Here is a 13133-nt window from a genome sequence, read left to right on the forward strand (position 1 = left end):
ACCCCAGCGACCTCGCCAGCTACGTCATGCACGCGACATCCCAGGCCGCCGAGCACGACACGCCCCACTAATTCATCGACAGGCCCGCGCGTGTTACCAGGAGGTCAACGGGTCGGACGCGACAACAGCTTGGGAAGTTTCTGTTATCGGTTGCCCGCCCGGCTCGTCTCCGGTGGTGTGCGCAGCCTCACCCATACAACAGCAGCGGCCGCCGGCGCCCTCGCGGCGGTGGCCGCCCTCACCGTCACCGCTCCTCCGGCGGCAGCCGCCGGCCCCCGGGACGTCACGGCCGACGTGCTCGCGGACCGGGACGTGACGCTCAGGGGCGACACCGTGGTCACCGTGCCGTCGGGGACGACGACGTACGACGGCACCTTCCGCGGCGAGGGCACGCTCACCGTGCGCGGCACCGGGACGCTGGTCCTGACCAGGGACAGCGACTTCACGCTGCCGAAGTCCCGGCAGCGGCAGGTGGTGCGGACGCAGGGCGGTAACCATCCGTACGTCACCACGGCCGCCCCCGACCCGCCCGCGGTCACGGTCGAGCGCGGGGCGACCCTCCAGTACGGCAACGGAGGCACGACCGGGCTGATCGGCCACTTCCCGTACAACACCCCGGCGTTCCGGCTCAACCAGGACAACATCCGGGTGGACGGCACCCTGCGGCTGTCCCTGAAGAGCGCCTACAACCTGGGGACGGTCAGCGGTTCCGGGCTCATCACCCAGCCGAGGTTCCTGTGGGGCACCTGGGACCTGTCGGGCACGCACTCCTTCTCCGGGGTGATCGACAACGGGACGCAGGTCAACGCCGGACGGCCGGAGTACGCCACGTCCCTGCCCCGCGTGCGCAAGGTCCTCAACCAGGGCACCTGGACCGTGGACACCCCGCTGGGCAGGACCGTCCACATGGGCATGGACTTCTACCAGCGCGAGTACGGCAGCGACATCAACGTCCAGTCCCGGCCCGGCGGCAAGGTGATCCTCACCGGCCAGTACAGCTGGTCCAACCAGGGTGGCGACACCGACCCGTCGCTCAGCGACCCCGCCCTCAACTGGACGCCCGCGCGCAAGAACATCAACAAGCGCGGCACCAACATCAAGGGCGCCGACGTGCAGTGGGGCGACGGGACGACCGACAAGATCTTCATGCCCGGCACTGCGGAAACCGTATACATCAATCTGCTGGCGGCCCGCTCCCGTTCCCGGCTCACCTTCGACTACTACGGCCCCGTGACGCTCGGCGCCCCCATCGGCGGCGGCAGGTTCCACGACACGCTGGCCGCGCCAGGCGCCGGGGACGTCGTCATCGCGGGCACGCGCGGAAACGACGTCACCTTCGCGGCCGTCCAGTACTACAACGGCTCGACGACCGTGGAGAAGGGCGCTGTGCTGCGGCTGGGCAGCGGACGGCCGGGCGGCGACGGCGGGCTGTACACCAAGGGCGACCTCTGTCGGATCGTCAACGACGGCTCGCTCGTCCTGCGCAACCCGAGCAAGCCCCTCACCCTGTCCCGGATCAGCGGCGGCGGCTCGCTCACCCAGTCCGGTGCCGCCACCACGACCCTGACGGGCCGCGCGGTGACGTACACCGGGGCGACCACCGTCAGCAAGGGCACCCTCAGGCTGCGGGACGGGGCGAGTCTCGCCCGCAGCAGGGCGATCCGGCTCACCTCGCCGGGAGCCCGGCTGGACGCGGGCCCGGCAGGGCTGCGGGTCACGACCACCCTCACCGGCAAGGGCACGGTCTCGGGCGCGGTGACGAACGCGGGCGTCGTCGCGGGCGGCCTCACCGTGCGCGGCGACTACACGCAGGGCCGCGACGGGAACCTGATCCTGCGGGACAGGCCGCTGACGGTGACGGGTGCGGTGCGGCTGGCCGGGGACCTCGACATCACGGCCGCCGCCGGCCGGACCGGGCCCGCACGCGAGATCACCGTGCTCGACCACGTGGGCCGCGCACGGACCACCGGCGCGTTCACCGGCCTGAAGGAGGGTGCGCGGCTGAAGCTCGGCGACGCCACGTACCGGATCAGCTACCGCGGCGGCGACGGCAACGACGTCGTTCTGACCGCTGCCACCGCCTCCGCCCGCCCCTCCTCCGCCGCCGCCCGCGACGCGTCCCCGTCCCCCGACGCCGTCACGACCCGCAGCGCGGGCGCCTCGGGCCCCGGCTTCGGCTGGTGGCCGTACGCCCTCGGCGCCGGGCTGCTCGGCGGGATGCTGGTGCCGATGACCCGCCGCCGGCGCGGCGGCCGACGGCGCGGGCGGCACGCCGCGCACGGGTAGGCACACACAGCTGCCGGGGTGCCGGTGGCCGCCGGCCGCGGGGGTACGGGCGGCCGCCGGCGTCCGGGCGCCAACGCCCGGCGGCGCGACGGGCCTGCGGACGCCGCCCGTCGGCGCGGCGGGCCTACGGACGCAGGCGCACCGCCAGTGAGTACAGCCGGGTGATCTGTTCGCCGCTGCCGTTGTCGTCGGAGATCAGGTACAGCGGGTGCCATCCCCGGTTGGGGCCGGAGGTCCACGGCTTGCCGAGGGCCATGCCCTCCACGTTGTCGAGCAGCGGGTTGATCTGCGCCGACCCGGGAGTGGCGACCGCACCGGGGCCGCCCGCCGGGCAGTCGGCCAGGGTGAGGACCTGCTCCTCACGGGCGAAGACGTCCGCGGACCGGCCGTAGAGGGAGTCGTCGTCGGTCACATCCCGTGCCTTGTCGAGGGAGAGCTGCACGACGCGTACGGAAGTCCCGAGACCGGCCGTGTAGTTGCGTTCCAGGGCGAGGAGTCCGCCCTTGTCGTCGAGGGCGACCAGCTCCACCAGGTTCATTCCGTCACCGGACAGGTAGGCGTACTGCCCGTCGGGGGTGTAGGAGCCGCCCGGCGTGCCCGTGTAGCGCTGGATGCGGATGATGCCCCGGCCGCGTTTGTCGCCGTCCTTGGCCAGGGGTGCCTCCCAGCCCGCGTAGAGGTGGCGGCCGCCCGGGGAGACGGCGAGGGACTCGATGCTGCGCCCTATCTGGGCGCCGCCCCGCGGCCAGTACCGCAGGTCCTCGGGGATCGGGAAGTCCTGGCCGACCTGCCGGCCGGTCGAGATGTCGAAGCGGCGGATGGCCGGGCCGGTCTCGGAGCCGATCAGCATCGTCCGGCCGCCCTTCTCGACGACCAGGGCCTCCCCGTCGTACCACTCGGGGTACTCGCCGCCGTTCGCCCGGCGCAAGGTGTCCGCCGTGTCGGCCTTCGGCCGCAGGTCCGTCGGAGTGCCGAGGGTGAGCGGGAAGACTCGTCCCGGGGAGTTGTCGGCGAGGGCGAGGGCTTTGACGACCGGTCCCTCGGAGACCAGGGCGAGGGAGGAAATGCCCTCGACGGGCTCGTAGTCGACCTGTTTCTTGTCCAGGTCGTCGGAGTGGTCGAGCAGGATCGCCCGGGGCTGCGCGTCGTCGTCGGACGCCCCGCAGCTGCCGGTCGCGGGAGCGGGGTGCCGGTCGTGCCACCAGTCGACGGCCGGCGGCACGCCCAGCCCGAGGGCGAGGCCGGCCGTCCCGGCCGCCAGCGACCACACGAGGGTGCGGATCCGGCGCGGTGGGGCGGCGGACGGCGCGTCCGGCGGGGCCAGCGGCGGGAGGACGGCCACGTTGCGGACGAACTCCAGCAGGCCGACCCCGTTGCGGTCCTCGTCCTGGGGCTCCTGCGGCACCTCGGGCTGCATGCCCGCCATGCGCTCCTTGACCGCAAGGAACAGGGTGTGCAGGCCCAGCATCGGCGGCCCGTCCGGCAGCCCCTCGCGCATGACGTCCACGAGGGCGCCGGTGAAGACGCTGCACCGCCGCGGATCCCGGGTCATGGACTTCCGGTCCCGCGGAGCGGAGGTCATGACGTACGAGCCGTTGACGTCGCGCAGCGTCTCCACGGCGGCCTCGCTGCCCCGCCTGCCGGCGTCGGCGCCGGCCATGTCGGTCAGCGCTCCGCCGCTGTAGCAGCAGTCGAGGATCAGGACCCGGCGGAGCGCGGCGCCCGTGTCCCGGATGGCGCGGCGTACGTCGTGGGCGCGGACGCAGGTGTCCGGCTGGTCGTCGACCGAGCCGGGCAGGGTGAGCATGAGCTGTTCGTCGGGGCCGTCGAGGATTCCGTGACCCGCGTAGTAGACGATCAGGGTGTCCTCGGCGCGCTCGCCGGCCTCCCGGATCGGTCCGACCAGGGCGGCCGGGGCCGTCGGGTTGGCGACGACGGTGATCCGGTCCTCGGGGATCCCCCAGATCTCCTCGTCCGTCAGCACGGCCCGCAGTGCGGTGAGATTGCGGCGGACGCTGGGCAGCGAGTCGCGGTACGCGTAGTCGTCCACGCCGATCAGGACGCAGGCGGAACGCCGGGGATCCATGCGGGACGCGCCGCCGTCGGGTTGCGTGCCCGTGGTGCCGGTGGTGGCGGTCACCGCCCGCCCTCCCCCGGGGCGTCCTCGCCGGAGCCGTCGCCCGGGGCGTTCTCGCCGGAGTCGTCGCCCGGGGCGTTCTCGCCGGAGTCGTCGCCCGTGTCCGCCCGGAGCCTGCGCAGGAGGTCCTCCGCCTCGGCCGGGTCCGCGCCGATGACCTGGATCGTGAGCGGGCCCCTGGACCGGCGGCTCTCGCGCCAGGCCAGGTACGACAGCGGGAGCTGGGCCAGGGCGGCGGCGGTGGACAGCACCGTCAGCACCGCCTGGAGGTCGGTCCCCATGCTTCCCGGAGAGTCGGCGGCGACCCGCTCCACGCGGACGTGGCCGCGCAACGCCCGGTCGCCCGACAACCACCTGTACAGAGAACCGAGTTGAGCCTCACGGTCTTGCCCGGTCGCCTCGAACCTGATCTCCATTCACCCGCTCCTCAGTGGCCCGGTCCGACGCTGCGCTCGCTCCCGTACGTTTGGTACCCACACCCTCGGATCGCACACAACTGTCGTGCGCTGCCCATGAGTTCGAAAAGGATCCGGAACACGGCGGGCCGGACGCCCCGTGCGGCCGGAATCGTGTGCGACCGCCCCGCGGTGCACCGCGGTCAGCGTGCGCTCGGTGCCTGCGGGAAGCCCAGGAGGGGGGCCAGGGTGCGGGCCTCGGCGGCCCAGTCGGCCAGGAAGGCGAGGGTCAGGCCGCGTTCGTGGTAGCGGCGTTCGGCGGAGACCGTGCGCCCGCCGCCGTAGTCGAGCTGCTCCTCACCCGCGCGGGCCAGCATGAGCGGGGTGAGCCAGTCGTACTTCACCGCCGAGGCGCACACCGCGAGCCGTACCAGCCGCTCCTCGCCCCGCCAGCCGCCCGCGCGCAGGCCCTGCACATAGGCGTCGTAGGCGGCCTTGGCCAGTTCGGGCAGGCGGGCGGCCGGGACGAACAGGTCGAAGACGGAGTCGGGCAGGTAGTTGCCCAGGTCCTCGCCGAGCGCGCCGTCCCCGGCGAACGCCCAGTCGAACAGGACGCTGCCCGAGACGCCGTCGGAGCGGAGGTTGGCCGGCCAGTGGTCGAGGTGGCACATCGCGCGCGGCAGACTCTCCATCACGGTGAGGAACCACGCGCGGTCGTGCTGGAGGCGGACCATGTCCTCGCGCAGCCCGGGCGGGAAGTGGTCGCGGACCAGGGGCTGTTCCCAGGCCCCGTCCTCGTCCAGGAGGTCCCGGCCGGTGGTGTTGCCGCCGGTGTAGTCGCGCAGGAACCGCCGCGACAGCCACGGCCGTCCCTCCCCCGCGCCCACGGCGCCCTGGGCCACGCCGAGTCGGCGGGCGTGCTCGATGTGCCGGGCGAGCGGCCAGGACGTCGCCGGTTCGCCCCGCACGTCCTCCAGCCACAACGCCACGTCACCGTCGGCGCGTTCGACGCGGGTGAGCAGCCGGGGCGCGCGGATGCCGTACGGCTCCCAGGCCTGGGCGAGCCCGGAGTCGTACACGTAGGCCTCGCGGCGCCAGAAGTTCCAGTGCGCCGGGTCGTTGGAGGCGGACCACTTGACGCTGGTCTCCTTCGTCCGCGTCAGCACCTTCACCACGGCCGAGCGGCCGCCGTCCCGCACGCGCCACACCCCGGCGGTGACGCCGTTGAGCGGGTTGTGCGTGAGCGGCTCGCAGACCGCCTGTCCGGGCGGCACGCCCAGGACGTCGCGGATCTCGTGGTGCGGAACGTGCGGCTCGTACGGGACGTGCGGGACGTGCGGGACGTGCGGGACGTGCGGGACGTGCGGGACGTGCGGGACGTGCGGGACGTGCGGGACGTGCGGGACGTGCGGGAGAACGGTGTCGGGCATCCCCCGATGCTATGCGGGCGCCCCTTGCTCTGCGGGCGCCCCTTCGGTGTCCTTGCGTCCGCGCAGCCACACGTACACCGGGATCCCCGCGAACAGGAACAGCACGCCCTGGTAGACGGCCGCATACCCGGCGCCCGCGATCAGCCAGAACGAGAAGGCGAACGCGAGGACGGCGACGGTCAGGTCGCGTACCAGGCCCGCGGGGCGCACACGCGCGCGGGTGCCCCTGGCCAGCCAGTACAGCTGCGCCGCGGCGGACAGCAGGTACGGCACGCAGCCGGTGAAGGTGGTGATCAGCACGAGGACGCGGAAGGTGGTGTCCGGGCCCGCCGTGTAGTTGAGAGCGATGAGGACCGTGCCGAGGACCACACAGGCCAGCACGCCGAAGCCGGGGACGCCGCCCTTGCCGGTCCGGGCGAACGGCGCCGGGAAGAGGCCGTCGCGTGCGGCGGCGTACGGCATCTGCGCGGCCAGCAGGATCCAGCCGTTGAGGCAGCCGGTGATCGAGACGACGGCGACCAGCGCGATCGCGGTGCCGCCCCAGGAGCCGCCGGTGATCGCGTTCACGGCGGCGGCGAACGGGGCGCCGGAGTCGACGAGTTGCCCGTGCGGGACGAGCCCGAACACGGCGATGGTGCCGAGGACGTAGACGAGGGCCGAGCCGAGGGTGCCGAGGACGCTGGCGCGGCCGACCGTGCGCTCGGGGTCGCGGACCTCGCCCGCGCTGACCGCGGCCGACTCCACGCCGAGGAAGCTGTACAGCAGCAGCGCGGCGGAGGCGGCCAGCGCCCCGGGCACGCTGTCGCCGGAGGCGTTGAACGGGCCGAAGTTGTCCGTGTCGACGAAGAACAGGCCGACGGTGGCGAGCAGGAGGAGCGGGACGAACTTCAGTACGGTGCTGACGATCTGCACCGTCCCGACCCACCGGGTACCGGCGAAGTTCGCGGCGGCCGGCAGCCAGAGGGCGGCCAGCGCGACGACCGCCTCCAGGGTGTGGTTGCCGTGCAGAGGTATCAGGACATCGACGTACCCGACGACCGCGACGGCCAGCGCGGCGATGCTGACCCAGCACATCGTCCAGTACGACCACGCCGACAGGAATCCCGCGAACTCGCCGAACGCGTCGCGCGGGTAGACGTACAGCCCGCCGGTGACGGGGCTGCGCCGGGCCAGCCTGCCGAAGAGCAGCGCGAGGACGACGGCGCCCACCGACAGCACGAGGAAGGCGAGCAGGCTCACCGTGCCGTACGGGGCGACGGTGGCGGGCAGCGCGAAGATGCCGCCGCCGATGATGTTGCCCATGACGAGGGCGGTGGCGGTGGTGAGGCCGAAGGTGCGGCGGGGCGTCCTGGCCGGGGGCGCGGCCGGCTCGGGCTCGGTGGCGTCGGTGGTGCTGGGGGCAGTCATGGCACTTCCGGGTTCTGGATGTCCGCGAGGGTGTTTGGCTTTCCGCTGGGAGCGGCGGAAGGGGTGGGGACGGGGAGGAGCGTGATCGTAACCCGGAGTCCCACATGCTGGGCACCCCGTTCATGTAATGGACACATACGTGGGTCGCGGCCGGTCTCGACTAGCGTCGGGGGCATGACCAGCGACACCCCCGAGACCCGTCCCGCCCTCGCCGACGCCCTCGCCGCGCGCACCGTCGTCCTCGACGGCGGCATGTCCAACCAGCTGGAGTCGGCCGGGCACGACCTGAGTGACGAGCTGTGGTCGGCGCGGCTGCTCGCCGAGCGGCCCGAGGCAGTCACCGAGGCGCACCTCGCCTACTACGAGGCGGGCGCGGACGTGGCGATCACCGCCAGCTACCAGGCCACCTTCGAGGGCTTCGCCCGGCGCGGGATCGACCGCGAGAAGGCGGCCGAACTCCTCACCCTGAGCGTGCGGTCGGCCCGGGATGCGGCCCGCCGGGCGGAGCGGGTGCGTCCGCTGTGGGTGGCGGCCTCGGTCGGGCCGTACGGGGCGATGCTCGCGGACGGCTCCGAGTACCGCGGCCGGTACGGGCTCACGGTCGGCGAGCTGGAGCGGTTCCACCGGCCGCGCATGGAGGTGCTGGCCGCGGCCGGGCCGGACGTGCTCGCGCTGGAGACGGTGCCCGACGCGGACGAGGGCGCGGCGCTGCTGCGGGCGGTGCGCGGGCTCGGGGTGCCGGCCTGGCTGTCGTACACCGTCGACGGCGAACACACCCGGGCCGGGCAGCCGCTGGAGGAGGCCTTCGCGCCGGCCGCCGAGGTGGACGAGGTGATCGCGGTCGGCGTCAACTGCTGTGCCCCGCACGACGTGGAGGCCGCGATCGAGACCGCGGCGCGTGTCACGGGCAAGCCGGTCGTCGTGTATCCCAACAGCGGTGAGTCCTGGGACGCCGGGGCCCGGACCTGGAGCGGCCGGTCCACCTTCACCGCCGAGCAGGTCAAGGCGTGGCGGGACGCGGGGGCGCGGCTGATCGGTGGCTGCTGCCGGGTGGGGCCGGACGCGATCGCGGGCATCGCGCGGACCCTGGCGACGGTGTAGCCCGCCCGCCGTCCGGGACTCGGGTACGCTCTGCGCGGCCAAGCCACTCGTGCCGCCCCTCCCCTGCTGCTAGCCTCCGCATCGGGAACCGGTTGTCACTGGCGTTGCCACCGGTCCCCGCGGGGGTGGGCAAGTGTGCCCGGGAGAGGGGCGAGGCAGGAATGACCAGGAAGAGCGAGGAAGCGAGCCGCAGCACTATCCGGGACGTGGCGGCCCGCGCGGGGGTGTCGGCGTCAACGGTGTCGCGGGTGCTCGGGGGCGTGTATCCGGTGAGCGCGGCGACACGCGCGCGCGTGATGCGGGCGGTGCGCGACCTCGACTACGTGGCTGACGCGCGCGCGAAGGCGGTCGCCGGAGTCGGCACGCCGACGCTGGCGTTCGTGCTGGAGGACATCACGGGACCGTCGTTCGCGCACATGGCGTACGGCGTGGAACGGGAGGCGACGCGGCTCGGGCACCTGTGCCTGGTGTGCGGCACCGAGGGGGACATCCAGCACGAACTGGACTTCGTGGAGATGATGCGCGCCCAGCGCGCCGCCGCCGTGATCCTGGTCGGCGGCACCGCCGACACGCCCGAGTACCGCGAGCGGACCCGCCGCATCGCCGACTCGCTCGCCTCGGCAGGTTCCCGGCTCGTGCTGTGCGGGCGCCCGCCGCTGGGCCCCGGGGCGCCGGTGACGGTCATCGAGTACGACAACGAGGGCGGCGCCTACACCCTCGTCGCCCACGTCCTCGCCCAGGGCCACCGGCGGGTGCTGTTCCTCGGCGGCAAGCCGGACCACACCACGGCGCAGGACCGCGAGCGCGGCTATCTCGCCGCCCACCGCGCGCGGGGCCTGGACCCCGACCCGGCCCTGCTGCTGCACGGCGACTTCACCCGCGACTCCGGCCACCGCCTGATGCGCCGGGCGCTCAAGGAGGGCCTGGAGTTCACGGCCGTGGTCGCCGCCACCGACATGGTCGCCGCGGGCGCGCTCACCGCGCTGCACGAGGCGGGCCTGGACGTGCCGGGCGACGTGTCGCTGGCCGGTTACGACGACATCCCGTTCGCCCGCGACCTGCACCCCGCGCTGACCACGGTCCACGTCCCCTATGAGGAGCTGGGCCGCCTCGCCGTGCGCACCGCCCTCGAACGCACCCCCGGCGCGCAGGACGAGCACCTGCTGCTGGGCACGCACGTGGTGGTTCGGGACTCGGTCGCCGCCGTGAAACAGGCGGCCGGCGTGTAGCCGGCCTCTTGTCGCGTAACCGGTTGCTTTTCTGTGCGTGCTTTTCTGTGCCCACGACGTCGGCAACCGGTTTCTACCGTTTCTGCCGCCCGCCTGGAATCAGTGCCGGCGGAGGGCGCCGGAGCGACGGAGCAGCCGTACGGCCGACCGCGGTTCCGTACCGCGTGCGGGGGAACCGTCGTCGGCAGGAGCCGATACGGGTGTGGATTCCGCGGTGGTGATGCCGGCGGTCCACAGGGCGAATTCGGGGTCCCGTGGGCCGTACGCGGTGTACGGGGCTGCCACGGCGTCCGGATCGTCCGCGCCGTCCGGCCGGCCGTCGGCCTCCGGCTGGTCGTGGTCGCGGTCGCCGAAGATCCGCACCGGGTGCCTGGCGTCCCATGCCTCCCACCCGGGGTCCCCCGCCACGGCGAACCGCACCCACGACCCGTGCATCGCGTCGGCCAGTTCCTGCGGCGCGCCCTCGCCCGCCAGCCTGGCCGACTCGGGCACGTCGCCGGTGTCGAAGACGAAGCCGAGCTCCAGGGCGTGGCAGGAGCCGAGGCCGGGCAGGTTCGACGGCCAGGCGAACTCGTACACGTGCGACGATCCCGGGCGGGCGTCGGCCAGCCGCTGCAGGGGCATGCGCAGCAGGTGGTCGGTGACGAGCTGGCCGACGGTCTCGGCGGTGCCGGCCTCGGGGTGCAGGGCGCGGTAGCCGCGCGGGACCTCGCTGCCGCAGTGGCAGCGGGCCATGGCGCCGGCCACGGCGACCGGGCCGAGCCGGTCGATGCGTTCCAGGAGCCCGCCGGGGACCAGCCACAGCCGGTACTCGTCGCGGGTCCAGCCCATCATCAGGTCGACGCCGGCAGCCGCGTCCCCTTCGGTGAGCGCTTCCAGCGGATCGCGCGGGACGAGGTCGCCGTCGACGACGATGCCGAAGGCGGGGCCGCCGAGGACGGGGCTGCTGAGCCGGCCGACGTCGGCCTGGGTGCGCAGCAGCAGGTCACGGTCGACGGCGGCGAAGGCCTCGGCGGTGGCGGGGATCCTCAGCCGGGTCGCCATGCGGCGCACCATCCGCCGTACCTTGTCCCGGTCAGCGGCCTCGGGCGGTCCGCTCTGCAGGATCGCGCGCCGGACGAGACCCTGGGCCTGCGGGGCGGCGAGCAGGGCGCCGATGCTGATGGCTCCGGCGGACTGGCCGAAGAGGGTGATCCGGGACGGGTCTCCGCCGAAGGCCCCGATCGCCTCGTGCACCCAGGCGAGGGCGGCGAGCTGGTCGCGCAGGCCCGGGTTGGGGGGCGAGTCCGGGAACAGGCCGTAGCCCTCCACGCCCAGCCGGTAGTTGACGGAGACGCACACGACACCGTCGCGGGCGAAGGTGCGTCCGTCGTACACGGGCACGGCGGAGGAGCCCCGGGTCAGGGCGCCGCCGTGCAGCCACACCATGACCGGCAGCCGGGCCCCGCGGCCCGGCTCCGGCGTCCACACGTTCAGGTTGAGGCAGTCGTCGCCGGGCACGACCGGGTCGGACAGGTACTGCGCGAAGGCCTCGGAGTAGGGCGGTTTCGGCGGTGTCGGCCCGAAGGCGTACGTGTCGCGGCCCCCGTCCCAGGGTTGGGGCGGCACGGGCGGCCGGAACCGCCGGGGGCCGAAGGGGGGTGCGGCGTACGGGATGCCCCGGAACACGGCGACACCGTGTTCGTACCTGCCGCGTACGACCCCGTGTGGCGTGGTGACCACGGGGTTCGTCTGGTCTGCCGTCATGCGCCCACCAGCCCTTCGCCGCGCTCCTGCACCGTTCACGACTGCTCACATCAGAGCAGCACATCGCGCGGATGTATTCCGGTACAGGGCGCGGCAGGACGGTTACACTAAGTTACGTGCGCGGTTACTTCGCGTACATCAACGTGCCGAAGCCGAGCTGGTCGAAGCCGCTGCTGCCGGAGCCGTAGTCACCTCCTCCGCCCTCGGGCGCTATCGAGAAGCACATGTCGGCGATGTACTTGTCGTCGAGGTGCAGGCGCCGGTTGTAGTGGTAGTGGAGCATCGCCCAGACGGGGCGGACCTCGCCGCGGCTGCTGGGGCTGATCACCGTATGTGACCGCTGCGCACAGTTCTGGCCGGTGCCCCACGTGTAAGTGGTGAAGGGCACATTCATGTTCAGGTTGTACTTGGCGACGTACTGGGCGGCCTTCATGAAGCGGCGGCCGTCGTAGGAGTACAGGTCGTCGCCCTGGTTCCAGGCCATCTCGCACAAGGCGCCCATCTGACCCATCCCCATGACGGAGTGAGCCTGGTCGCGGCCGGACTCCTGCCACTGGCCGAGGTCGTGGCCCTCCACGTTGCTGTAGAGGAAGGGCACGGCGCGCCGGATGGCGCCGTTGCCCCCGCCGTTCTTGAAGTAGTCGACGGCCTGGTCGTACTTGGCGCCGTCGTCGCACAGGATCCCGATGGCCATGATCGAGGCCATGTCGCACAGGTCCCAGTTGGCCCAGTAGTTGGTGATGCAGGCGTCGTTGTGCTTGCGGAGGAAGCCGTCGTTGAGCGGGTAGAAGACGTTGAGCATCATCGTCTTGAACCGGTTCAGGTCGAATCCGGCGTAGCCGCGCATGAGCTCGGCGGCGTTCGCGAACTGCCAGCCGGACAGGCCGGCGGCCAGGTACCGCTCGGCGTTTCCGGTGACCTCGGTGAGGGTGGACGACCAGGCGTTGAGGATGCGCACGGCGCAGTCGCCGTTCGCGGCGGAGCCGCCCACGTGCCAGCGCAGGGCGTTCTGGTAGGCGGCGGCGATGTCGCTGTAGAGGATCCCGTAGTTGTCCCCCGTGCCGCCGCGGAGGACCGTGGCCTGGGGGCGGGGCGTCCAGGTGGAGTGGGAGCGGCCGTTGGCGGTCAGCCGCCGCCAGCCGGACGCCCAGGGGTCGTTGCCCGCGGCGACCCTGGCCTTGGCGCGGTTGATGTCGCCCCAGTTGTGCAGCATGCCGGGGTGAGTGAAGGTGGCCGGCGCCGCCTCGGCCGCGCCCGTGAGGGCGGTCGCCGAGGCGCCGACGGCGAGTGCGGCGGTGAGCCCGCCGGCGGTCTTCAGCAGACCGCGGCGGCTCACGTCGGGTGTCTGGAGGTGCGTGTGGGGGGAAGTGCGGCTCATACGGTGCATCTCCGATCCGTGAAG

Annotated in this window: 9 protein-coding genes; 3 read left to right on the top strand and 6 right to left on the bottom strand. The window is 73.0% G+C overall.

Annotation, left to right across the window (positions count from 1 at the left end; genetic code table 11):
* Positions 1-177 precede the first annotated feature (177 nt).
* Complete coding sequence (locus tag H8R17_RS21960) at positions 178-2286, top strand: autotransporter-associated beta strand repeat-containing protein (protein WP_187824980.1); 2109 nt, start codon at positions 178-180, stop codon at positions 2284-2286.
* A gap of 124 nt (positions 2287-2410) precedes the next feature.
* Here H8R17_RS21960 and H8R17_RS21965 read toward each other — a convergent pair whose 3' ends face one another.
* From H8R17_RS21965 to H8R17_RS21980, 4 genes are all read right to left on the bottom strand, one after another.
* Complete coding sequence (locus H8R17_RS21965) at positions 2411-4426, bottom strand: caspase, EACC1-associated type (protein ID WP_316959488.1); 2016 nt, start codon at positions 4424-4426, stop codon at positions 2411-2413.
* Positions 4423-4839 (bottom strand): effector-associated constant component EACC1, encoded by a 417-nt coding sequence (locus tag H8R17_RS21970; protein WP_187824927.1) that lies wholly within the window; start codon positions 4837-4839, stop codon positions 4423-4425. The genes H8R17_RS21965 and H8R17_RS21970 overlap by 4 nt, the downstream gene beginning before the upstream one ends.
* Before the next feature lie 182 nt (positions 4840-5021).
* Positions 5022-6248: an aminoglycoside phosphotransferase gene (locus tag H8R17_RS21975; protein ID WP_262505410.1), complete on the bottom strand. Its 1227-nt coding sequence runs from the start codon at positions 6246-6248 to the stop codon at positions 5022-5024.
* 9 nt (positions 6249-6257) lie between these two features.
* Positions 6258-7655 (bottom strand): amino acid permease, encoded by a 1398-nt coding sequence (locus H8R17_RS21980; protein WP_187824928.1) that lies wholly within the window; start codon positions 7653-7655, stop codon positions 6258-6260.
* A gap of 174 nt (positions 7656-7829) precedes the next feature.
* Between H8R17_RS21980 and mmuM the strand changes: the two genes are divergently transcribed.
* Entirely contained in the window at positions 7830-8756 is a 927-nt protein-coding gene (mmuM, locus tag H8R17_RS21985; RefSeq protein WP_187824929.1) for a homocysteine S-methyltransferase, read from the top strand.
* A gap of 161 nt (positions 8757-8917) precedes the next feature.
* The gene (locus H8R17_RS21990) at positions 8918-9985 is read left to right on the top strand and encodes a LacI family DNA-binding transcriptional regulator (protein ID WP_187824930.1); all 1068 of its coding nucleotides are present in this window, start codon (positions 8918-8920) and stop codon (positions 9983-9985) included.
* Positions 9986-10084: 99 nt separating this feature from the next.
* Here H8R17_RS21990 and H8R17_RS21995 read toward each other — a convergent pair whose 3' ends face one another.
* Positions 10085-11731, bottom strand: a complete 1647-nt coding sequence (locus tag H8R17_RS21995) for a carboxylesterase/lipase family protein (protein ID WP_187824931.1) — start codon at positions 11729-11731, stop codon at positions 10085-10087.
* Positions 11732-11855: 124 nt separating this feature from the next.
* Positions 11856-13109, bottom strand: coding sequence for an alginate lyase family protein (locus tag H8R17_RS22000; RefSeq protein ID WP_187824932.1), 1254 nt, complete (start codon positions 13107-13109; stop codon positions 11856-11858).
* Positions 13110-13133: the final 24 nt, after the last annotated feature.

The organism is Streptomyces sp. TRM68367, from assembly GCF_014495685.1.
Taxonomy (GTDB): Bacteria; Actinomycetota; Actinomycetes; order Streptomycetales; family Streptomycetaceae; genus Streptomyces.